The organism is Micromonospora arida, from assembly GCF_042873195.1.
Taxonomy (GTDB): Bacteria; Actinomycetota; Actinomycetes; order Mycobacteriales; family Micromonosporaceae; genus Micromonospora; species Micromonospora arida.
This window is the reverse complement of sequence record NZ_JBIALC010000008.1, coordinates 213,137-235,624: the sequence shown is the minus strand read 5'-3', so window position 1 is coordinate 235,624 and position 22,488 is coordinate 213,137. Positions and strand designations below refer to the sequence as shown.

Genomic DNA, 22,488 nt, shown 5'->3' with positions numbered 1-22,488 from the left:
CGATACGCCTGGCGTCGCAACTGTGGGTTTCTCGTACGCTGTGCCCGCGAAGAGTCCCCCCACGACGGCGGCGTCCGGCTTCCACCCCTCCCGCCGGCCCGTCACGACAACCCCCTCCGGTGGCCTGTCGGCCCCGGTCGGAAAGGACATGGTGCACTGATGAGAAGGCTGACCCGTACGGTCGCTACGGCCGCGCTGGCCACCGCCCTCGCCCTTGTCTCCGCCTGCAGCAGCGGGTCGGATTCGGCCGACGATGCCAAGGGCGGCGACGGCAAGACGCTGGAGAAGGTGACCTACCTCACCTCGTTCGGTAACTTCGGCCGTGACTCCTACGCCTGGGTGGCGAAGGACAAGGGCTTCTTCAAGGAAGCCGGCTTCGACGTCGAGATCAAGGCTGGTCAGGGCACCGGTGGCGTGATCCAGACCGTCGTCGGCGGTCAGGCCGACTTCGGCCCGATCGACCTCACCGGCGGCCTGCTCCAGCTCGGCAACGGCCAGGCCAAGGACTTCACCGCGGTGGCCGCGATCCAGCAGCGCACCATGGCGGGTATCGCCACGGTCGAGGGCAAGAACATCAGCTCCCCGAAGGACCTGGAGGGCAAGAAGCTCGCCGACACCCCCGGGTCCGTGGTCCGCAACCTCTTCCCGACGTACGCCCGGCTCGCCGGGGTGGACGCGACCAAGGTGACCTGGGTCAACGGTGAGGCGCAGAACCTGATCGGCACGCTGGCCTCCGGCTCGGTGGACGGCATCGGTCAGTTCGTCGTCGGTCAGCCGACCATCGAGGCGGTGGCCAAGAAGAAGGCCGTCATGCTGCCGTACAGCAACGTGATGCAGGACCTCTACGGCAACGTGCTGATCACCTCCTCCAAGATCGCCAAGGAGAAGCCCGAGATGGTGAAGAAGTTCACCGCGGCGCTGCTCAAGGGCCTGGAGTACAGCCTGGCGAACTCGAAGGAGGCCGCCGACATCCTGAAGAAGAACGTCGACGCCACCAACCCGGTCTCCGCCGCCGCCGAGCTGGAGCTGATGGCCGCGTACGTCCGTTCCGGCAACACCGGCACCGCGATCGGCACCCTGGACAGCGGTCGGGTCGCCAAGAGCATCGCCATCCTGCAGGGTGCCGGCGCGCTGAAGCAGAACATCACCCCCGAGCAGATCATCGACTTCAGCCTCGCGCCGAAGGCCTGATCGTCCGGTCGTCATCAGGGGGTACGTCCCGCCGATCCCGGTGGGGCGTACCCCCGTCGCTCGTCGGCCCCCGGCGGGCCGTGGGATTTCGAGGAGGACAGAGATGACCGACGTCCGGTCAGCGGACCCGGCGGTGGCGGAACCCCCGCCCCCGAGTGCTGGCCCCGAAGCGGGACGCACGGGTCGAGGTGCCGGTCTTCGGGCCGGGGCCGACGCCGTGCTGCCCGCGGTCGGGATCCTGGTCGCGCTGGCGGCGTGGTGGCTGATCGCCCGGCTGGAACTGGTCCACCCTTTCGCCCTGCCGCCGCCCGGCGACGTGTTCAGCGCGTTCGTCGACAAGCCGGCCCAGATGCTGGAGCACACCTGGGACACCACGCTGGAGATCCTGACCGGCTTCGCCCTCTCGGTGGCCGCCGGTGTGCTGATCGGGCTCTCGCTGGCCAGTTCCCGCACCGTGGAGCGGATGTTCACGCCGCTGCTGGTCGCGGTGAACGCCGTGCCGAAGATCACGCTGGGTCCGCTGCTGGTGGTGGCGCTCGGCTGGGGCCAGAAGCCGATCCTGACCATGGTGTTCCTGCTCTGCTTCTTCCCGATCGTGCTGTCCACCGCGACCGGGTTGACCACCACGCCGGCCGACCTGGCCGAGCTGGTGCGTTCCTGGAACGCCTCCCGCTGGCAGGCGTTCCGCAAGGTGCGCTTCCCGGCGGCGCTGCCGCAGATCTTCGTCGGGCTCAAGGTGGCCATGCCACTGGCCGCGATCGGTGCGGTGATCGGTGAGTTCCAGGCCGGCGAGAGCGGCCTCGGCTACGTCATCACGCAGTACGCCGGCATCGGCGACGCCGCCACCGCCTGGGCGGCGATCATGCTGGTGGCGCTGGTGAGCATCCTGCTCTACTCGGCCCTCCTGCTGACCGAGCGGTTCGCTCTCCCCTGGGTCCGAGAAACCACCAGCAGCCGCTAACCCCACAAAAGAGATCAACCACAAGAAACGTGAAGGGCCGGCCTCCACATGGAGGCCGGCCCTTTTCATCGACGCTGCCGGCGCAAAGGGTGTGGCCGACCGTGCCCGGCGGAGGGATCAAGCCTGACCGCCCGGAGCCGGGCACGGTCGGCCACACCCCACCCGGCACCCCGACGAACCCGCCGGACCGGCGAGCTACACGAGGCCCAGAAGCGTTACCCCGCCAACCGCCAGCGACCATTGCGGGCGACCAGCGTGGTGAGCGCCTGCGGCATCAGGCCGCTGTGGTTGTCCGGCGTCATGCGGATCGGGCCGGAGAGGCCGTCCATCTGGGACGTCTCCAGCACGTCCCGGATGCCGTTGCGGTCCACCTTCCCGATCTCACCACCGGCGCGCAGTTCGGCGTCGGCGATCAGCTGGACGGCGTCCGCGGCGAACGACGAGGACCCGTTGTACCCACCGAAGCGGGCCGTGTAGTCCTGGAACCACTGCCGCCGCGCCGCCTTGGCCGGCGTGGTCGCGATCACGTCATCGATCACCATGGTCTGCGTGAAGATCAGCGTGGCCTTCTCGGTCGCCTTGGCCGCCGCGCCGAGGAAGAGGTCCCCGGCCGCTCCCGCGTCGAAGTAGATCGACCCACGGAAGGTGGTCTGCTGGACGCTGGTGGCGGCGAGTGTCGCCTGCTCCGGCGGGGTCCAGAAGACCATCGCGTCGGGCTTGCCCGACGCGAGCTGCTGGACCTGCTGGCTGACGTCGGTGTCGGTGGTCTTGATCCGCTGCTGTCGGAGCGTGATTTTGGCCTTGTCCAGCTCGCTCTTGAGCGCGGTCGCGCCTTCCTGGCCGTAGTCGTCGTCGGTGACCAGCATCCCCACCTTACGGACGTTGTTGCGGCGCAGTTCGGTGGTCAGTGCTGCGGCGCTGTCCGGGGCGTTGGGGCCCAGCTTGAACACGTAGCGCCGTTCAGCGGCAGGCGCGGCGATCGCGCCGGAAGCGGCTAGCGCAATGGTGGGAATCCGCTTCTCGTTGATGGTCCCGACCGCTCCGACGGCGCATTCGTTGCAGCCGCCCATGATGATGGCGCTGACCTTCGAATCGCTGCTGAAGTCGACGATGTTGCGAAGTGACTCGGCCGAGTCGGAACGGTTGTCCTTCACCTTCAGGTCGATCTTCCGGCCGTTCAGTGCTCCGGAGGCGTTCAACTGATCGACCTTGAGTTCGAGGGCTCGCTGGTATGTCCGGCCAACCGTGGCCGCGGCGCCGGAGAGTTCGAGATCGGCAGCGATCACGATCGGACTCGTGTCCTGTTCCGCCTCGCCAAACTGGCAGCCGGTGAGCGTGGTGGCCACTACGGCCGATGCGAGCGCCGCGATGGTCGCGGAGCGGATGGGGCTCAACTCAGTCCTCCAGGTGCGGGCGCGGGCGCTGCCCGGTCACCGCCGCTAATCCGTCCTCAGTGGAGGACGGGATCTCCTCTGCCGTACGGTGTGCGCGAAGCCTGCAAAACCTTGCCAATGGCCGGCGCTGTGGTCAAGCGCGGACCCCGGCAGCATTTTCGGGACGGCCATCCCACATGCTGGGGTAACGCAATGTTTGCAAAAGCTCACTTTGCATGCACGCGTGACCACTCTGGAGTTACATGCCCTGTTCAGGGGCTTGCGGAAATGAAGGTATCAGTTGCCCGGATCACGGGATGCGCTCCGTCCGACCGTTTCCTACCTCACTGCGGCTTCCCAAACACGATCATCTCTGATGAAATCGCGGCCGTGCCGCGCGTGGTCCCCTCCGCTTACGGCATGGCTCGGCGGCTCAGGCGGGGAAGAAACGACGGAGGCGATGTCGTGAGCACCGGACCGACGACCCTGCCCGCGCTCGGCGACAGCGGTCGGCCTGCGCGCCGACGGATGCCGAGGCTGCGTGACGCCCGGATCCGGTCCAAGTTGGCGTTGATTCTGGTCGTCCCGGTGGCGGCGGTGATCGCGCTGGCCACGGTCCGCCTGATCTCCGTCGGCGAGGGCGCGATCGACGCCACGCGGGCCCGGTCACTGACGGCCCTCTCCGTCGACGTCAGCGCCCTCACCCAGGACCTCCAGGCCGAACGGATGGCCGCGGCCGCCTACCTCGCCGCTCCGCAGCAGCCGGCCGACGCGTACAACCTGCGGGTCCGCCAGACGCAGCAGCGGGTGGACGAGTACCGCGCCGAGCGGGGCCGGATCGGCGACGTGCCGACCGCCCTGCGGACCCGGCTGGCCGCCATCGACGACCACCTGGCCACCCTGGACGGCACCCGTCAGGAGGTGCTGGACCGCCGGCAGATGGCGGTCGCCGAGGCGGTGCTCCGCTACGGAGTCATCCTCACCGACCTGGTCTCGTACGGTGACGGCCTGGCCCAGCTGCCCGGCGACGAGAGCCTGGCGGACAGCCGCCGCGCGGTCGCCGCCTTCGCCCGCGCCAAGGCTTCCGTCGCGGAGGAAGAGGCCGTCGCCTTCACCGCGCTGACGGCCGGCCAGCTCGACTCTGAGCAGTTCTCCTCTTTCGTGGCAACGTTGACCGGCCAGCAGGAGGCCCTGGTCGCCTTCTCGCTGGCCGCCGACCCGGTGCAGCGCGCCCTGGTCGACAGCACCGTCTCCGGCGACGCGGTCGGCCTGGCCGACCGGGTGGCCACCGACATCACCCGCTCGGTCGGGCAGCGTCCGCTGGTCACCGCACAGGACGCCACCGCGGCGATCGGCGCCGTGAACGACCTGATGCGCTGGGCCGAGATTCAACTGCAGGACCGACTGTTTCAGCAGGCCGACCAGGCCCGCTCGGACGTCATCCGGCAGGCCGTGGTCGAGTCGATCCTGGTGCTGTTGACCCTGATCATCGCCGTGTCGCTGGCCGTGGTGCTGGCCCGCTCGCTCAACCACTCGTTGCGCCGACTGCGTGAGGGCGCCCTCTCCGTGGCCAACCACGACCTGCCCGACGCCGTGCAGCGGCTGCAGAACATGGGCAGCGTGGGTGACGGCGGGGTGGACGAGATCGTTCGCCAGGTCCGGGACCCCATCCAGCTCAACACCCGCGACGAGGTCGGCCAGGTGGCGCTGGCCTTCAACGTCGTACACCGGGAGGCGGTGCGGGTCGCCGCCGAGCAGGCGGCACTGCGGACGAGCGTCTCGGCGATGTTCCTCAACCTGGCCCGCCGTAGTCAGACCCTGGTCGACCGGATGATCGGCGAGCTGGACGCGATCGAGCGCGGCGAGGAGGACCCGAAGCGGCTCGCGCAGCTCTTCGAACTGGACCACCTGGCCACCCGAATGCGCCGTAACGACGAGAACCTGCTCGTCCTGGCCGGCGCCGACTCCGCCGCACCGCGTCACGACAACGCGCTGGTGGTGGATGTGCTGCGCGCCGCCCAGTCCGAGGTGGAGCTCTACAACCGCATCGAGTTCGGCACTGTGGACACCGACATCTCGGTGGCCGCGCACGCTGTCAACGACGTGGTACGCCTCGTCGCCGAGCTGCTCGACAACGCCACCCGGTTCTCGCCACCGAACACCACCGTGGTCGCCGACGGTCGCCGGATCCGCGACTACGTGCTGATCCAGATCGAGGACCGCGGGCTCGGCCTCACCGACGACCAGCTCGACTCTCTCAACCGGCGTCTGGCAGCCCCGCCGAGCGTGGACGTCGCCGCGTTCCGACTGATGGGTTTGGCCGTGGTGAGTCGGCTCGCCTCCCGCTACGGCATCCGGGTGGAGTTGCGCCGCAACGTCGAGGGCGGCACCGTCGCCCAGGTGACGTTGCCCGCCGCCACCGTGGTGCTGCCCAGCAACCGGGGCCGCGAGCAGGTGCTCACCCGGCCACGTCAACCGATGGCCGTGGAGCAGGCGCCACTCACGCCGGCCGGTGGCCACGCCGAGCAGTTCGCCGGTGCCGCCACGACGGCGGCGACGCTGCCCGACCAGTGGCGCACCAGCGCACCGGCGCCCGCCCAGTGGCAGTCGCCGCTGGACTCGCGGGACACCACCCCGGCCGTACAGGCGGGTGGCTACACCGGTCCGCGCTCGACCATGCCACCGGCACCCGCCGCCCCGGCACCCGCCGCCCCGCTTCCGCCGGCCCGGCCGGCCTACAGCAACGGTGCGGGCGCTTCGCTGGGCAGCCCGACAGTGGCCTACCCGGCCGTCGACCCGCTGCCTCGGCGTGGCTCCACCCCGGACGCAGCGGACAACGCTGACGGGCGTGGCGCCCAGGGCCTCCCGGTCGGGCCGGTCGCCGGGCCGGGCGCGGTGGCACCGCCAGCCGCTCCGTCGGTGCCCCCCGCACCGGTCAGCAACCGGCCCGACTTCCCCGCCGAGGCTCCGATCTTCCGGGAGATGGAGGCGGTCTGGTTCCGGTCGCACGGCGACGACGCCACGGCGATCTTCACCCGGCCCAACTTCGACGAGCCGCCCGCGCCCATCACCACCGCTGCGGCCGACGGCGGCCTGCGCACCGGCAACGGCGGCCAGCCGAGCGCCGGGTCGGTGCCGGCCGCGTCGCCGGCCCGACCGAAACTGCCGACCCGTACCCCGGGCGGCTCCGGCACCGACGGGACGGCCACCCCGGGCGCCGACGGCCTCGGCGCCACCATGGACGGGTTCGGGGCACGGCCGTCGACACCGCCGACGTACGCCCCGCCACCGGCCGCCCGGACGGCTCCGGCCGCGCCCGCCCCCGACCCGGGGGCATGGCGTACGGCGGCGGACGAGGGCTGGTCCCGGGCCAGCCGGGCTGCCGAGCCGGCTCCCGCCGGCACCACCCGCTCCGGGTTGCCCAAGCGGGTGCCGCAGCAACAGCTCGTGCCGGGTGGCATCGAGCCGAAGAGCGGCCGGGACCGCAGCCGGCGAACCCCGGATGAAGTACGTGGTCTGCTGTCGGCCTACCACCGCGGTGTGCAGCGCGGTCGGACGGCCGGAACGGACCTGAACAGCACCTCGACCAAGGAGAGCCGATGAACAGGCCAGCTGCCATGCAGGACATGGGTTGGCTGCTCACCAACTTCGCCGACAGCGTGGCGGGCATCGCCCACGTGGTGGCGGTGTCCGCCGATGGGCTGCTGCTCGCGTCCTCCCGGGATCTGCCGGGGGACCGGGCGGACCAGCTCGCCGCGATCACCTCCGGGGTGGTGAGCCTGACCGAGGGCGCGGCCCGCATGTTCAGCGCGGGCGGGGTGTTGCAGACAGTCATCGAGATGGACAGCGGGTATCTCTTCCTGATGTCGATCAGCGACGGCTCCTCGATGGCCGTGCTGGCCGCGCGCAGCTGCGACGTGGGCCAGGTGGGCTACGAGATGGCACTGCTGGTCGAGCGGGTGGGTGCCGCGCTGGTGCCGCTGCCGCGCGACGCGGTGCGCTCTTAGCACCGGAAGGCGGCGCTCATCCCGAGCGCCGGACCAGGGACGAGAGGCGGCACAGTCCGGCTCCGCAGGGGACGAGGAGGTGATCGGGAATGGACCAACGACGCGCTGACCCGCGTGGCGCGCTGGTGCGTCCGTACGCGGTCACCCGTGGTCGTACCGAGCCCCGGCAGGACATCGCCCTCGAGGCCGTCCTGACCGCGTCTCCCACCCAGGTCGCCGAGTCCCGCTTCGCCGGGCACGACAAGCACCGCATCGCCACGGTCTGTGAGGGCCGAGCACAGTCGCTGGCGGAGATCGCCGCGTATACCCGGATGCCGCTGGGCGTCGCACGGGTGTTGGTCGCCGACATGGTGGCCGAGAGCCTGCTGACGTTACACACTGCTGCTCCCGCCGAGGGGTTCGAGGAGCGGATGGAACTGCTTGGAAGGGTGCTAAGTGGACTTCGCAGGCTATGACCCCGCAGGGGGGCGGCCGGGCCGGGGAATCGTCTCCGCGAAGATCGTCGTCGCGGGCGGCTTCGGCGTCGGTAAGACGACATTGGTCGGGGCGATCTCCGAGATCACACCGCTGACCACCGAGGCGTTGATGACCGCGGCGGGTGTCGGCATCGACGACCCGTCCAAGGTGCCGGGCAAGGAGACCACCACGGTCGCCATGGACTTCGGCCGGATCACCATGGCCCAGGACCTGATCCTGTACCTCTTCGGTACACCGGGTCAGACTCGGTTCTGGTTCATGTGGGACGAGATCATCCGGGGGGCGGTGGGTGCCGCCGTGCTGGTGGACACCCGCCGGATCACCGATGCCTTCGCCCCACTGGACTACTTCGAGAACCGCAACCTGCCGTACGTGGTGGCGCTGAACAAGTTCGACGGCGCACCGCAGTACGAGGCCGAGGAGGTCCGCGAGGCGCTGGCCATCTCGCCGCAGGTGCCGCTGGTGATGACCGACGCCCGGCAGCGGGACTCGGTCAAGCAGGTGCTGGTGACGGTGGTCGAGCACGCCATGCTCCGACTCCAGTCCGAGCACGGGCGGGGCTTCCCGACGCCGGTCGGCTGAAACGCCGTGTCACGGCCGGCTGGCGACGGCCGGCCGTGACACGTTCAGTGCGTGTGTCGAGGCCCTCGGCTCGACCGAGGACTTCGACCACACGCCCTAGTCGACGCGGAGCCGGTAGCCGCGCTTCACCACGGTCTGCACCACGCGGGGCGCGCGCAAGCCGGCCCGTAGCCGGGCGACGGCCATCTCCACGGCGTGCTCGTCCGCGCCCCGGGGCAGCGTCCGCAGCAACGCCGTGCGGGACAACACCCGACCCGGGGACTGGGCCAGCGCCCGCAGCACCGCCATCGGCGCGGGCGCGAGTGGCCGCAGTTCGCCGTCGATCACCGCGGCGTGCCCGCGCAACGTGAGCAGGTGCCCGCCGGCCTTGAACGTCACGGTCCGGCGGGGAAGCTCGTCGACGATGGTCCGCACCAGTGCGCCCAACCGGGCCCGGCCGGGCGCGCTCACGGGCACCCCGCGCCGCAGCAGCGGCTCGGCGGTCACCGCGCCGACACAACTGGCCAGCACGTCGCTGCGCAACGCGGACAGCACCGCGTCGGTGCGGTCACCGGCGGTCCGCAGCAACGCCTCGGCCGCCGGCGCCGAGGTGAACGTCACGGCGTCCACCAGCCGACCGGCGATCAGGTCGATCAGCCGGTGCAGTGGCGCCGGATCGGTCGGCGGCGCCCAGCGGTAGACCGGCACCTCGATGACCGTGGCCCCCGCCGCCTCCAGCGCGAGCGTGCACTCGGGCTGCCGCTCGCCGTGCAACTGCATGGCGATGACCTGCCCGGCCACGCCGCGCCGGCGCAGGTGGTCGACCACCTCGTCGCAGCTTTCCGAGGCGGGCGACCACTGGTCGTGCAGCCCGGCAGCCCGGATCGCGCCGCGTGCCTTCGGGCCGCGCGCCACCACGTACGAGCTGGCCAGCACGGAGCGCAGCGGCTCGGCCAGCCCCCAGCCCTCGGCCGCCTCCAACCAGCCGCGCATGCCGATGCCGGTGTTGGCCATCAGGATGTCCGGCGGCTGGTCGAGGCAGGCGCGGGTCGCCTCGCGCAGCTCGGTGTCGTCGGACAGCGGCACGATCCGCAGCGCCGGGGCGAGCACCACCCGGGCACCCCGTCGTTCGAGCAACGCGGCCAACTCGTCGCGCCGCCGGTCGGCGGTCACCCCGATGGTGAAGCCCGCCAGTTCTTCCCGCATCAACCCTCCTGTCGCAGCCGCACCTCGACCAGCCCGTCGCGGCAACGTGCGTCGTGTCGGGCCACGGCCACCCCGGGCAGGTCGAGGCAGTGCCCGCTGCGCAGGTCGTACACCTGCTTGTGCAGCGGGGAAGCGACCGTCGGCGCTCCGCCACGGCTGCCGACGATTCCCCGGGACAGCACGTACGCCCCGGACACCGGATCGCGGTTGTCGATCGCGAACAGCTCCTCAGCGGTCCGGAAGAGGGCGATCTGCACTCCGTCGACCAGGGCGGCGACACCCCGATCCGGTTCCAACCGGTCGAGCAGGCAGACGGTGGTCCAGGTCAGCGTGAGGGTCTGGGTCATCGCCGTACCTCCGGTAGGCCGAGGGTGACCGGTTGCCGACGGTGACCGTTGGTCGGCTCGGATCCGGTCGGAGACTGGTCGCGTACGGGGACCGGCTGGCCGCGTTCCCGAGTGAAGGTGATGGACGGGTCCGGTACGTCGGGGGCGTTGACGAAGGAGGTGTAGCGGCGCAGCCGATCCGGGTCGTCCAGGACGTCGCGCCACTCGTCGGAGTACGACGACACGTGCCGGGCCATCGCCGCGTCGAGGTCTTCGCAGAGTCCGAGCGAGTCGTCCACAATCACCGAGCGCAGGTGGTCCAGGCCGCCGTCCATGGACTCGATCCAGCCGGCGGTGCGTTGCAGCCGGTCGGCGGTACGGATGTAGTAGATGAGGAACCTGTCGATCAGCCTGATCAGCGCGTCCGTGGACAGGTCGGTGGCGAACAGGTCGGCGTGCCGGGGCCGGAAACCACCGTTGCCGCCGACGTAGAGGTTCCAGCCGGTCTCGGTGGCGATGATGCCGAAGTCCTTGCTGCGCGCCTCGGCGCACTCCCGGGCGCAACCGGAGACCGCCGACTTGAGCTTGTGTGGAGCGCGCAGCCCGCGATAGCGCAGCTCCAGCGCGACGGCCAGCCCCACCGAGTCCTGCACCCCGTACCGGCACCAGGTCTCGCCCACGCACGACTTCACAGTGCGCAGCGCCTTGCCGTACGCGTGCCCGGACTCGAAGCCGGCGTCGACCAGCCGCCGCCAGATCTGCGGCAACTGCTCCACCCGCGCCCCGAACAGGTCGATCCGCTGCCCACCGGTGATCTTCGTGTAGAGCTGGAAGTCCCGGGCGACCTCGCCGATCACGATTAGCTTCTCCGGGGTGATCTCGCCGCCCGGGATCCGGGGCACCACCGAGTAGCTGCCGTCGCGTTGCAGGTTGGCCAGGAAGTGGTCGTTGGTGTCCTGCAACGACGCCTGTTCGCCGTCGAGCACGTGCCCGCTGCCCAGCGAGGCGAGGATGGACGCCACCACCGGCTTGCAGATGTCGCAGCCGCGGCCCCGACCGTGTTCGGTGACCAGCCGGGAGAAGGTGCGGATGCCGCGGACGCGGACGATCTCGAACAGCTCCCGCCGGCTGACGTCGAAGTGCTCGCAGAGCGCGCTGGACTGTGCCACCCCGGCCGCGTCCAGGAGCTGCTTCAGCATCGGCACGCAGGAGCCGCAGCTGGTGCCGGCCCGGGTGCACGCCTTCAACGCCGGCACGTCCGCGCAACCGTCGGCGATGGCGGCGTCCACGTCGCCCCGGGTCACCGCGTTGCAGGAGCAGACCTGCGCGGCGGCAGGCAGCGCCCCGGCGTCCGCGCCGCCGCCCTCGGGGGCGAGCAGCGCCAGCGGCGCGGCCGGCAGCGGGCCGCCCACACTGGCCCGCAACGTCGGGTACGCGCTGGCGTCACCGACCAGCACCCCGCCGAGCAGGGTGTGCGCGTCGTCGGAGAGAACCAGCTTCGCGTAGACCCGGGTGGCCGGGTCGGTGAACGTGACGTCCAGGCAGCCCTCGGTCGTGCCGTGGGCGTCGCCGAACGAGGCCACGTCGACGCCGAGCAGCTTGAGTTTGGTGGCGGTGTCCGCGCCCGGGAAGGTCGCCGCGCCGCCGACCAGCCGATCGGCCACCACCTCGGCCGTCGCGTACCCCGGCGCGACCAGGCCGTGGCAGGTGCCGTCGACCGCCGCGCACTCTCCGACGGCCCAGATCCGCTCGTCGGCGGTACGACAGGTCGCGTCGACGAGCACCCCGCCGCGCGGGCCCAGCGGCAGACCGGCGTCCCGGGCCAACTGGTCCCGGGGCCGGATGCCGGCGGCCACCACCACCAGCTCGGCGTCGAGGGCGGTGCCGTCGGAGAGCTCCAGGGCCGCGACGCCGCCGTCCGGGCCGGGCCGGATCGCTGTGGTCGCCACCCCGAGATGGGTCCGTACGCCCAACTCGTCGACGTAGCGGCGGAGCATCGCGCCGCCGGCCTGGTCCACCTGCACCGGCATCAGCCGGGGCGCGAACTCGACCACGTCGGTGCTCAGGCCGAGCAGTCGCAGGGCATTGGCGGCCTCCAGCCCGAGCAGCCCGCCACCGATCACCGCGCCGACCCGCCGGCCCCGCGCGTACGCCCGGATCGCCGCCAGGTCGTCCAGGGTCCGGTAGACGAAGACCCCGGGCAGCTCCGTTCCGGCCACCGGCGGCACGAACGCGTACGACCCGGTGGCGAGTACCAGCGCGTCGTAGCGGTATTCGCCGACTGCTGTGGTCACGACCTGTCGGTTCCGGTCGACTGCGGTGGCCGGCTCGCCGAGTCGCAGCCGCACCCCGTCGTGCGGGGTGTGCAGGTTGAGTTCGCTCTCACTGACCCCGTCGAAGTACGCCGAGAGCCGCACCCGGTCGTACGCCGGGCGCCCTTCCTCGGCCAGCACTGTCACCCGCCAGGTGCCCTGTGGGTCACGGGCGCGCAGCGCGTCCACGAAACGCTGCCCGACCATGCCGTTGCCGATGACGACCAGTTCGCCGCCGCTCATCGCGTCACCTCCACCGATTCCGCCTGGCTCAGCCAGTCGACGATGCCGCTCACCGCGTCCCGGCATCCGCCGCATCCGGTGCCGGCCCGGGTCGCGGCCACCACCGCATCGACCGTCCGGGCGCCGGAGCGCCAGCTTCTGACCAGTGCGCCCTTGCTCACCGTGTTGCACTGACAGACCGTGGCCGCGTCCGGCATCAGCGCCGGTGAGGCGGCCGGGGTCGCGCCGACCGCACCGAGTGCCCGGCCGAGCAGCAGCGCCCGTCGGTCACTCGGCACCGGCTGACCACGGTCGAAGAGCTGGATCACCGTGCCGACCGCCGGGTTGTCGCCGAGCAGGATCGCGCCGATCAGCCGCTCGTCCCGGATCCGCAACCGGGCGTAGGTGCCCCGGGTCGGGTCGGCGAAAGTCAACTCTTCGTCCGGCCCGCCACTGGACGCGTCACCCATCGAGGCAAGGTCGATCCCGGCGGCCTTCAGCCGGGTCACCACCGGCCGGGGCCGGTACCGCGCCAGTGGGTCCGTCCCGGTCAGCACGTCCGCGAGCACCTGCGCCTGGGCCCAGGCGGGCGCGACCAGCCCGGTGAGCACGCCGTCGTGCTCGGCGCAGTCGCCGATCGCCGAGATGGACCGGTCGCTGGTGCGCAGCCGGTCGTCCACCACCACGCCGCGCCGCACGGTCAGGCCGGCGGCCTGCGCGAGGGCGGTGTCCGGGCGTACGCCACAGGAGAGCACCAGCAGGTCGGCGCGCAGCGTTCGGCCGTCGGCCAGGTCGAGGCGGACACCGCTGGCGTCCGCGGCCACGCCGGTCGCCGACACCCCCAGTTGGACGGTGACGCCGAAACCGGCGAGCGTGCCCGCGAGCACCGCGCCGGCGGTCGGGTCCAGTTGCCGTTCCATCAGGTGCTCTCTCGGGTGCACGACGGTGGTGGCCAGCCCCCGGGTGGCCAGCCCTCGGGCGGCCTCCAGACCGAGCAACCCGCCGCCGAGCACCAGCGCGCTGCGGGCGCCGTCCGCCGCGGCGAGGATCCGCCGGCAGTCGTCCAGGGTCCGGAAGGGGACCACCCGCTCCGGCAGGTTCGCCGGGTCGAGGCCGGGCAGTGGCGGCACCACCGCACGGGCGCCGGTGGCGAGCACCAGGTGGTCGTACCCGATGCGTTCGCCGTCGCCGGTGCGGACCTCCCGGGCGGACCGGTCGACGGCGGTCACCGGTACGCCGCTGCGCAGGTCGACGCCGTGCCCGGCGGCTTCGGTCAGCTCCACGTCCGGTTCGTCGATCCGGCCGGCCAGCAGGGTGGAGAGCAGGATCCTGTTGTACGCGCGGTGCGGCTCGGCCCCGAGCACTGTGACCTTCCGGTCTCCCTCCCGGGCGTGCAGCTCACCGGCGAGGCGCGCGCCCGCCATCCCGTTGCCGACGATGACCACCCGGGCGGTCATGCCTTCTCCACCCGGACCGCGCAGATCTTGAACTCGGGCATCCCGGAGATCGGGTCCACTGCGTCGTTGGTCACCGAGTTGGCGCGTTCCGCCCCCGCGTAGTGGAACGGGGCGAAGACGGTGTCGGGTCGGATCCCGGCGCTGAGCCGGGCCGGCGCGCGGAACTCACCTCGACGCGAGGTGACCCGCACCGGGTCGCCGTCGTCGATGCCCAGCCGGGTGGCCAGGTCGGGGTGCAGTTCGACGAACGCCTCCGGGGCGGCACGCCGTAGCGCGGCCACCCGTCGGGTCTGGGTGCCCGACTGGTACTGCGCCAGCACCCGACCCGTGGTGAAGTGCAGCGGGTACGTGGCGCAGACCTCCTCGGCGGCCGGTCGATGGTCGACGGGGTGGAAGCGGGCCCGGCCGTCCGGGGTGGCGAACTCCTCGGCGAAGAGTCGTGGGGTGTCCGGTCCGTCCTCGGTCGGGCAGGGCCAGTAGACGCCATCGTCGGCGTCGATCCGGTCCCAGCTGATGCCGGCGTAGTCGGCGGCCCCACCGGCGGAGGCGCGGCGCAGCTCGGCGAAGACGGCGGCCGGGTCGGCCGGGAATCGGGCTGCCGCGACGGCTTCCGGCCGCGCGTCGGCACGGTCTGCGCCGGCCGGTCCGGTGTCCGCTGGTCCGGTGTTCGCTGGTCCGGTACCGGCCGCTCGGGCGGCGGGCGCCTCGGCGGTGGCCAGCCGCGCCGCCAGGTCGGAGATGATGGCGAGGTCGGTCCGGACGCCCGGCGGGGGCGGCCGTAGCGCGCGCCGACGCAGCACCCGACCTTCCAGGTTGGTCATGGTGCCGTCCTCCTCGGCCCACTGCGCGGTGGGCAGCACCACGTCCGCCAGCGCGGCCGTCTCGGAGAGCAGGAGGTCCGCGACGACCAGCAGGTCGAGGTCGCGCAGCCGGCCCTCGATCCGGGCCGCCCGGGGTGCCGAGACCACCGGGTTCGACCCGAACACCAGCAACGCGCGCGGGCCACCCGGGGTGCCGAGCGAGTCGAGCAGTTGGTAGGCGGGCACTCCCGGGCCGGGCAGTTCGTCGGCCGGCACGCCCCAGACCCCGGCCACGTGCTCGCGGGCCGCCGGGTCGTCGATCCGCCGGTAGCCGGGCAGTTGGTCGGCCTTCTGCCCGTGTTCCCGCCCGCCCTGGCCGTTGCCCTGGCCGGTGAGGCAGCCGTACCCCGAACCGTCGCGGCCGGGGAGACCGAGGGCGAGGGCGAGATTGACGTACGCGGTGACGGTGTCCACCCCCTTGGCGTGCTGCTCGGCACCGCGTGCGGTCAGGATGATCACGCGACCGCCGGTGCCCAGCGCTCGGGCGGTCGCCTCCAGGTCGGCCACCGGCACCCCGGAGAGCTGTTCCGCGCGGGCCGGCCACCAGGCGGCGACGCCTCGGCGGACCGCGTCGAATCCGGTGGTGCGGTCGGCCACGTAGTCCCGGTCGACCCAACCCTCGGTGAGGGCGATGTGCAGCAGCGCGTTGGCGACCGCGAGGTCGGTGCCGGGCAGTGGTTGCAGGTGCAGGTCGGCCTGGCGGGCGGTGGCGGTGACCCGGGGGTCGATGACGATCAGTTTTCCGCCGTTGCGGCGCTGCTCGGTGAGCCAGCGCACCAGCGGCGGCATGGTCTCCGCCGGGTTCGCCCCGACCAGCAGCAGGGTGTCGGCCCGGCCCAGGTCGGCGAGGGGGAACGGCAGCCCGCGGTCGATGCCGAAGGCGCGCATCCCGGCGGCTGCCGCCGAGGACATGCAGAACCGTCCGTTGTAGTCGATGTGCCTGGTCCGTAGCCCGATCCGGGCGAACTTTCCTAACGCGTACGCCTTCTCGTTGGTCAGGCCACCACCGCCGAAGACGGCGACCGCGTCCCGGCCGGCGTCGTCCTGGACGGCGCGGATGCCGGCGACCACCCGGTCGAGCGCGGTGTCCCAGCTCGTCGGGTGCAGTTCGCCGGTGGCCGGGTCGCGCACCAGGGGAGTGGTCAGCCGATCCGGGTGGTCGAGCAGTTCGGCGGCGGTCCAACCCTTCTGGCAGAGCCCGCCCCGGTTGGTGGGGAACTCGCGCGGGTGGACCGTCACCCCGGCGTCGTCCGCGCGCAGCGTCATCCCGCACTGAAGTGCGCAGTACGGGCAGTGCGTCGCCACTTCCCGGGGCGTCAGCCCCGGTGGAGTCGCCGACCGTGCACCGTCTGTCATGTCGGGAAAGCGTGCCGCCGGGCGGTTTCCGGTCCGGGTCCCTTCTGTTTCGGTCCTGTCAAGTGGGGCTCACACCGCACAGGGGCAGCGAGCGCGTTGGAGGGTGGGAGTCGGAGCCTATGGAGCTGAATCGTTTACGACATCGGCGGTTGACTCGTTTGCGACATCAGCTCCAAAGCGGCAGCGCACGTCACCTCGTGGGGCGGTCAGGGCAAGTCGGGTTGGTGCGGTCGGCGGGTCAGAGACAGCCAGCCCAGGAACCGGGCGTGAAGTGCCCTCGGGTCGGGACGAACGCCCAGGGAGTACAGGTCGTCGACCGCGTCCTGCATGTTCGCTGCCAGATAGAACGCCAGGGCGATCGAATGGCCGTAGAACTCGGTCGCGAGGTCAAGCCGAGCCGGCGGACACGGCCAGGCAGCAGCGCAGTTACGGCAGAGCCACGCCGGGCGCATCGGATGGTGCGGACGAGGGTGGCGGGTCATCCGACTCTCACCGGACCGCGCTTGACGGGAGTGTGCTTGGTTGAGCGACGGTCCGCCGGGGCGGGCGGGTCCGGCCAGATCAGGCCTGCGGGCATCACGAACAGGGACCGGCGCGCGACCGCATCACCGTTCGCGGCCAGTTGGTAACCGTCGATCCACAGCCACCCGTCGTACGTCGGCCAGTCGAGAACGCGAATCACCCTGACGAGGATCGGGCGCATGAACTGCACACTCGCGGCGCGGGTCAGATGCAGGACCTCACCCGTGTGCGGCTTCCGCGATTGGGGCTTCGGCTCGGGTCTCCGATCGGGCGGCTCATCCGGCACGGTGCTCTCCCTCGGTCCTCACTGTGGGAAGGGGCCGCCCCGTGGTGCTCACCGTCGAGATCTTGGACAGTTTCCGTTACGACGTAACGGAAACTGTCCAAGATCTCGACAGGTCAAGGGCGGCCCCGGTACGAACGCGTCCGCCGGGTCTCGGATCCCTACCGGCCGCGCCGTCTGCCGGCTACATTGCCGAGAGCGATGGGATCAGTACACGACGTAGTTCTATTCCCGAGGACGTTCGGGACGTTCATCGTGGAGGCAGGATGAATCATGCACTTCAAGTGGCCATGGCCGAAGCTGGCGAGACAGCCGAGAGCCTGGCAGCTCAGACGGGGGTAGATCCGAAAACGGCTGCGCGGTGGATAAGCCCGGGACGCGTGCCGCAGCCCCGTCGGCGCGCAAAGCTGGCCGCGCTCCTCGGGAGGGACGTCGGGGACCTCTGGCCGGATGTCCTCAAACGGCGCGAGCCGCAATGGCTGCGCGAGTGGGTCGACTGGGAACGCGAGGCCGTCGCGATTCGGTGGTTCGAGCACACCTGGGTGCCCGGCCTTCTGCAGACGGAGGCGTATGCGCGGGCGACATTGGCAGGCGAAGCGTTGACGCTTGGCGAGGTTGACGATGTGGTCGCCTCCCGTATCGACCGACAGGCCATTCTCCGCCGTGAACGTCCACCCCTTCTCGTCGCAGTCATCCACGAACTGGTCCTGTACCAATCGGCGTATGGCGACCGATCATTGATGCGCGAGCAGGTCGCCCACCTTGCACAGTGCGCGGCGCTGCCCGCTGTTCAGGTGCTCGTAGTGCCGCAGGACGTCGGGATGTATCCGGGTCTTGGCGGGGGGTTCATCGTGGCCGAGTTGCCCGACGGCGAGCAGGTCGCACATATCGACAGCCAGGTGCGGGCGCAGATCCTCAATGGAGCTGCGGACGTTGCTACGCTCAATCGGAGGTGGGAACGCATCAGAAGTGAAGCTCTTTCCCGTCAACAGTCCCTCGACCTGATCAGGAAAGCAGCGGGATCATGGACCTGACCGGCGCGCAGTGGCGTAAGAGCACGAAGAGCGGAAACAACGGAGGCTCGTGCGTCGAGGTCGCTGACAACCTCCCCGGCGTTGTCCTCGTCCGTGACACCAAAGACCGCGACGGCGGGACGCTGACCTTCGAGCCGACGGCATGGGCCGGCTTCGTCGGCCTGGCCAGGGCCATCGGCCCCGTCGGCTAACCAGCGCAGCACGTACTGCCCCGGTGTCTTGGAGATCAAGGAACCGGGGCTCTTTCGTGTGTCCAGGATCAGCGCCCTCGCGAGGCAGCGCCTATAATCTGGGAAACTTGTTTCAACAGATGGGAACCCGCGATGAGCGTGACGGACGTCTTCGACGCGTTGGCCGGCACGTACGACGAGGCGCGCAGGCGGTTGATCCCGTGCTTCGACGCCTTCTACGGCACAGCCGTCCAGGTGGCCGCGCCGCCGTTGCGGGCCGCGCTCGCCGCCGGGCGTACCCCGGAGGTGTTGGATCTGGGCGCGGGCACCGGCCTGCTCTCGTTGCTGCTGTCGGCTGCGGTGCCCGGAGTCCGGCTGACCCTGGTGGACGGAGCGCCGGCGATGCTCGCCCGCGCCACCGACCAGTTGGACGCGCGGTCCGTGCCACACCGAACGGTCCGAGCCGACCTGGCCGACGAGTTGCCGCCGGGCCGGTACGACGCGGTGGTCAGCGCGCTGGCGATCCACCACCTGGACGACGCTGGCAAGCGCGCGCTCTACCGACGGGCCGCCGCCGCGCTGGCACCGGGCGGGGTGTTCGTCAACGCCGAGCAGGTCGCCGGCCCGACCCCGGAGCTGGACCGGCGCTACGACGAGGTGTGGATGCAGCGGATCACCGAGCTGGGTGCGTCCCCCGACGAGATCGCGGGTTCCCGGGAGAGGATGCGCCACGACCGCCCGGCCACGGTGGCCGACCAGTGCCGGTGGCTCGCCGAGGCGGGCCTGGTCGACGTCGACTGCTACTTCAAGGAGTGGCGCTTCGCGGTGTTCGGCGGTCGGGCCGGGTGAGCCCGACGGAATGTGCCTTTCGCCGCCCGGGGGCGAGCCGGCGGGCGCAGGGATGACTGTTGGTCACACCGGTGGGTAATCTGCTCGGCATGACTGCCAAGGTGACTCTCTCGTTCACGGACGAGACGATCGAGGAGGCGCGGCGGTTCGCCAAGCGCGAAGGGTTGTCGCTCTCCGCGTGGATGGACCAGGCCGCCCGGGAGAAGGCGCTGCGCGAGGTCTTCACCGCGCACGCCGCCGCCGTGGGCCGCGCCAGCCTGGATCTGGAGTCTGCCGCGCTCGCCGACGCCCGCGAGGTGGGCATGGTCAACGACCTGTTCTCCGGCGGACGGCCGCGTGCTGCGTAGGGGTGAGATCTGGCGCATCGAGGGCGCCCGGGAACGCCTCGGCCTCGTGATCAGCTCGGACGTCTACAACTCCACCGACGTGCCCATCGTGATCGTGGTCGAGGTGGTTGATGAGTCGCTCCTGCGGGACTCGCCGCTCGCCGTGTCGATGGGCCGGTACGTGGTGATGCCCGACCGGATCTCCTCGCCCATGAAGAAGTGGTTCACCGCGTGCGTGGACGTCGCCGACACCGACACCATGCTCCGGGTCGGCCGCGCGCTGCGCATCCTCCAGCAGCTCTGACCGCAAGGCAGCTCTGATCGCGCCACCCCGGTGGCGTGCTCACCATCGCCGTCGGTCCGTGGTGCGATCCCCGTTTCCGGCCCGACCCGCGACGGGCACTGCCAGGTAACCGGGTGTTCCTAGCGTTCCTCCTCGTCACATCGACGAGGAGGAGCCGCCGTGAGCACGCTCACCAGCACCGTAGTCACCGCCGAGCCGCCTGCCGTCACCGGTCGCCGGCAACCGCTGCACGACTGGCGCCCCGAGGACCCGGACTTCTGGCAGGCCACCGGCGCGCCGATCGCCCGGCGCAACCTCTGGGTCTCGATCTTCGCGGAGCACGTCGGCTTTTCGGTGTGGAGTCTCTGGTCGGTCACGGTGCTCTTCCTCGGCCCCGCGTACGGCATCGATCCGGCCGGGAAGTTCCTGCTCAGCGCCGTGCCGGCCGCCCTGGGGGCGGTGCTGCGGCTGCCGTACACGCTGGCGGTGGCCCGCTTCGGCGGACGACGCTGGACGATCATCAGCGCACTGCTGTTGCTGGTGCCCGCGGTCCCGATGACGGTGCTGCTGGAGCCCGGGGTGTCCTACACCACCCTGATGGTGCTCGCCTGCCTCACCGGGGTCGGCGGCGGCAACTTCGCCTCCTCGATGGCGAACATCAACCTGTTCTACCCACAGCGGCTCAAGGGACGGGCGCTCGGGCTCAACGCCGGTGGCGGCAACCTGGGCGTACCCGCCGTGCAGTTGGTCGGCCTGGCCGTGCTCGCCACCGCGGGTGCCGCGTACCCCCGGTTGGTGCCGGCGGTCTACCTGCCGCTGATCGTGCTGGCCGCGCTGGCCGCGGCCCGCTGGTTGGACACCGTGCCCGGGGCGCGCAACGAGCCGGGCGCGTTGCGGGAGGCGGCCCGCGATCCGCACACCTGGGTGATGTCGCTGCTCTACATCGGCACCTTCGGCTCGTTCATCGGCTTCGGTTTCGCCTTCGGTCAGGTGCTCCAGCTCCAGTTCGCCGAGCGGTTCCCCACCCCGGTCGACGCCGCCTGGCTGACGTTCCTGGGCCCGCTGGTCGGCTCGTTGATCCGGCCGCTGGGTGGGCACCTCGCCGACCGGTTGGGCGGGGCGCGGGTGACCTTCTGGAACTTCGTGGCCATGGCGGTCGGCGCGAGCACCGTGCTGTACGCGGCGCGGGAGCGCTCGTTCGGGCTCTACCTCGCCGGGTTCCTCGCCCTCTTCGTCTTCTCCGGCGTCGGCAACGGCTCCACGTACAAGATGATCCCGGCGATCTTCCGGGCCCGGTCGGGGGACGCGGTGGCCACCGGTCAGCGTGATCCGGAGGCCGCCGCGCGGTGGGCGCGGCGGATGACCGGCGCGTTGATCGGAATCGCGGGTGCGGTCGGCGCCTTCGGCGGGGTGCTGGTCAACATCGCGTTCCGCCAGTCGTTCCTCAGCTCGGGCAACGCCGACGCCGCCTACCTGGCCTTCATCGGCTGGTACGCGTTGTGCTTCGCGGTCACCTGGGTGGTCTACCGCCGTCCGAGGGCCGGTCGACTCACCAACGTGTGAGCTGAGCCACCCTCGGCGCGTCGCCGCGCGGGACCGCACCCCCGTTTTGACCTGCGGACGGGGCGCCGGGTATCGTTGCCTGCTGTTGTACGACATCCAGAGGCGTGCCCCATCAGGTACGCTTGGTCGTTCGTGCGCGCTGGTCCGGCCTGCTAGATCTGGTCACCTCGGCGCGCGACCCCAGACCGACGACGAGACAAGGTAGACCTGTGCGTACGTACAGCCCGAAGCCGGGTGAGATCGAGCGTCAGTGGCACGTCATCGACGCCTCTGATGTCGTGCTGGGCCGCCTGGCCACCCACGCCGCCACGTTGCTGCGTGGTAAGCACAAGCCGACTTTCGCGCCGCACGTCGACACGGGCGACTTTGTCGTCATCGTGAACGCGGGCAAGGTTGCGTTGACCGGCAACAAGCGCCAGACCAAGGTCGCTTACCGCCACTCCGGTTACCCGGGTGGTCTGAAGCAGATCGGCTACGACGAGCTGCTGACCAAGCGTCCCGAGCGGGCCATCGAGCTGGCCGTGAAGGGGATGCTCCCGCACAACAAGCTCGGCCGTCAGCTGATCAAGAAGCTGAAGGTCTACGCCGGTGCCGAGCACCCGCACCTCGCGCAGCAGCCGGTGCCGTTCGAGATCAAGCAGATCGCGCAGTGAGCGCGGGCGAAGGAAGCAGCATGACCGACATCATCGAGACCGAGGTCGCCCCGGAAGCCCCCGAGGCCACCGAGGCGCCGGCGCCCGTTGCCCGCGCGCCTCGTGGTGACCGGCCGATCCAGACCGTGGGCCGCCGCAAGGAGGCCATCGTCCGGGTCCGCATCGTCCCGGGCACCGGCAAGATCACCTGCAACGGCCAGGACCTCGAGGCCTACTTCCCGAGCAAGGTGCACCAGCAGCTCATCAAGGACCCGCTGGTCACCGCCGAGAAGCTCGAGCAGTTCGACGTCATCGCGAACCTGCGTGGCGGCGGCACCACCGGCCAGGCCGGTGCGCTCCGGCTGGGCATCGCCCGCGCGCTGATCATCAACGAGCCGGACGACCGCCCGGCCCTGAAGAAGGCCGGCTTCCTCACCCGTGACGCCCGCGTCAAGGAGAGCAAGAAGTACGGTCTCAAGAAGGCCCGTAAGGCTCCCCAGTACTCGAAGCGCTGATC

21 protein-coding genes are annotated in these 22,488 nt (G+C 71.0%); 14 read left to right on the top strand and 7 right to left on the bottom strand.

Going from position 1 to position 22,488, the window contains the following annotated elements:
- Positions 1–159: 159 nt before the first annotated feature.
- Positions 160–1,191, top strand: a complete 1,032-nt coding sequence (locus ACFYP0_RS23720; RefSeq protein ID WP_210784141.1) for an ABC transporter substrate-binding protein — start codon at positions 160–162, stop codon at positions 1,189–1,191.
- Positions 1,192–1,294: 103 nt separating this feature from the next.
- Positions 1,295–2,152, top strand: a complete 858-nt coding sequence (locus ACFYP0_RS23715; protein WP_386997605.1) for an ABC transporter permease — start codon at positions 1,295–1,297, stop codon at positions 2,150–2,152.
- 215 nt (positions 2,153–2,367) lie between these two features.
- Here ACFYP0_RS23715 and ACFYP0_RS23710 read toward each other — a convergent pair whose 3' ends face one another.
- Positions 2,368–3,546, bottom strand: coding sequence for an ABC transporter substrate-binding protein (locus tag ACFYP0_RS23710; RefSeq protein ID WP_124860550.1), 1,179 nt, complete (start codon positions 3,544–3,546; stop codon positions 2,368–2,370).
- A 444-nt stretch (positions 3,547–3,990) separates the two neighbouring features.
- Between ACFYP0_RS23710 and ACFYP0_RS23705 the strand changes: the two genes are divergently transcribed.
- From ACFYP0_RS23705 to ACFYP0_RS23690, 4 genes are all read left to right on the top strand, one after another.
- Entirely contained in the window at positions 3,991–7,128 is a 3,138-nt protein-coding gene (locus ACFYP0_RS23705; RefSeq protein ID WP_386997602.1) for a sensor histidine kinase, read from the top strand.
- Positions 7,125–7,532 carry a roadblock/LC7 domain-containing protein gene (locus tag ACFYP0_RS23700; protein ID WP_007465177.1) on the top strand — a complete coding sequence of 136 codons (408 nt, stop codon included), beginning with the start codon at positions 7,125–7,127 and terminating at the stop codon, positions 7,530–7,532. Before ACFYP0_RS23705 ends, ACFYP0_RS23700 begins: the two co-directional genes overlap by 4 nt.
- A gap of 89 nt (positions 7,533–7,621) precedes the next feature.
- Positions 7,622–7,987, top strand: coding sequence for a DUF742 domain-containing protein (locus tag ACFYP0_RS23695; protein WP_007465174.1), 366 nt, complete (start codon positions 7,622–7,624; stop codon positions 7,985–7,987).
- Positions 7,968–8,591 (top strand): GTP-binding protein, encoded by a 624-nt coding sequence (locus ACFYP0_RS23690; protein WP_030329978.1) that lies wholly within the window; start codon positions 7,968–7,970, stop codon positions 8,589–8,591. Before ACFYP0_RS23695 ends, ACFYP0_RS23690 begins: the two co-directional genes overlap by 20 nt.
- Before the next feature lie 96 nt (positions 8,592–8,687).
- Here ACFYP0_RS23690 and ACFYP0_RS23685 read toward each other — a convergent pair whose 3' ends face one another.
- The 6 genes from ACFYP0_RS23685 to ACFYP0_RS23660 all read right to left on the bottom strand — a co-directional run bounded on the left by ACFYP0_RS23685 (position 8,688) and on the right by ACFYP0_RS23660 (position 17,012).
- Positions 8,688–9,776 carry a uroporphyrinogen-III synthase gene (locus ACFYP0_RS23685; protein ID WP_124860554.1) on the bottom strand — a complete coding sequence of 363 codons (1,089 nt, stop codon included), beginning with the start codon at positions 9,774–9,776 and terminating at the stop codon, positions 8,688–8,690.
- Positions 9,776–10,123, bottom strand: a complete 348-nt coding sequence (gene nirD, locus ACFYP0_RS23680; protein WP_386997599.1) for a nitrite reductase small subunit NirD — start codon at positions 10,121–10,123, stop codon at positions 9,776–9,778. Before nirD ends, ACFYP0_RS23685 begins: the two co-directional genes overlap by 1 nt.
- Positions 10,120–12,657 (bottom strand): nitrite reductase large subunit NirB, encoded by a 2,538-nt coding sequence (nirB, locus tag ACFYP0_RS23675; protein ID WP_386997597.1) that lies wholly within the window; start codon positions 12,655–12,657, stop codon positions 10,120–10,122. The genes nirD and nirB overlap by 4 nt, the downstream gene beginning before the upstream one ends.
- Positions 12,654–14,093, bottom strand: coding sequence for an FAD-dependent oxidoreductase (locus ACFYP0_RS23670; protein WP_386997595.1), 1,440 nt, complete (start codon positions 14,091–14,093; stop codon positions 12,654–12,656). Before ACFYP0_RS23670 ends, nirB begins: the two co-directional genes overlap by 4 nt.
- On the bottom strand, positions 14,090–16,309 hold the full coding sequence (locus ACFYP0_RS23665; protein WP_386997593.1) for a molybdopterin oxidoreductase family protein: 2,220 nt from the start codon (positions 16,307–16,309) through the stop codon (positions 14,090–14,092). The genes ACFYP0_RS23670 and ACFYP0_RS23665 overlap by 4 nt, the downstream gene beginning before the upstream one ends.
- A gap of 478 nt (positions 16,310–16,787) precedes the next feature.
- Entirely contained in the window at positions 16,788–17,012 is a 225-nt protein-coding gene (locus tag ACFYP0_RS23660) for a hypothetical protein (protein WP_355499165.1), read from the bottom strand.
- Between the two features lie 368 nt (positions 17,013–17,380).
- Here ACFYP0_RS23660 and ACFYP0_RS23655 point away from each other — a divergent pair, with 368 nt between their 5' ends.
- The 8 genes from ACFYP0_RS23655 (at position 17,381) to rpsI (ending at position 22,486) form a co-directional block, all read left to right on the top strand.
- Complete coding sequence (locus ACFYP0_RS23655) at positions 17,381–18,148, top strand: DUF5753 domain-containing protein (RefSeq protein WP_356976383.1); 768 nt, start codon at positions 17,381–17,383, stop codon at positions 18,146–18,148.
- A complete protein-coding gene (locus tag ACFYP0_RS23650) occupies positions 18,139–18,339 on the top strand; it encodes a DUF397 domain-containing protein (RefSeq protein ID WP_356976385.1) in 201 nt (66 codons plus the stop codon). Before ACFYP0_RS23655 ends, ACFYP0_RS23650 begins: the two co-directional genes overlap by 10 nt.
- A 132-nt stretch (positions 18,340–18,471) precedes the next feature.
- Entirely contained in the window at positions 18,472–19,167 is a 696-nt protein-coding gene (locus ACFYP0_RS23645) for a class I SAM-dependent methyltransferase (RefSeq protein WP_356976387.1), read from the top strand.
- A gap of 89 nt (positions 19,168–19,256) precedes the next feature.
- Positions 19,257–19,514, top strand: coding sequence for a DUF6364 family protein (locus ACFYP0_RS23640; RefSeq protein WP_091403518.1), 258 nt, complete (start codon positions 19,257–19,259; stop codon positions 19,512–19,514).
- Positions 19,504–19,797 carry a hypothetical protein gene (locus ACFYP0_RS23635; RefSeq protein WP_124854247.1) on the top strand — a complete coding sequence of 98 codons (294 nt, stop codon included), beginning with the start codon at positions 19,504–19,506 and terminating at the stop codon, positions 19,795–19,797. Before ACFYP0_RS23640 ends, ACFYP0_RS23635 begins: the two co-directional genes overlap by 11 nt.
- Before the next feature lie 159 nt (positions 19,798–19,956).
- A complete protein-coding gene (locus ACFYP0_RS23630; RefSeq protein WP_356976390.1) occupies positions 19,957–21,339 on the top strand; it encodes a nitrate/nitrite transporter in 1,383 nt (460 codons plus the stop codon).
- Between the two features lie 209 nt (positions 21,340–21,548).
- Positions 21,549–21,992: a 50S ribosomal protein L13 gene (rplM, locus tag ACFYP0_RS23625; protein WP_053653864.1), complete on the top strand. Its 444-nt coding sequence runs from the start codon at positions 21,549–21,551 to the stop codon at positions 21,990–21,992.
- A 20-nt stretch (positions 21,993–22,012) separates the two neighbouring features.
- A complete protein-coding gene (gene rpsI, locus ACFYP0_RS23620) occupies positions 22,013–22,486 on the top strand; it encodes a 30S ribosomal protein S9 (RefSeq protein WP_112626216.1) in 474 nt (157 codons plus the stop codon).
- Positions 22,487–22,488 lie beyond the last annotated feature (2 nt).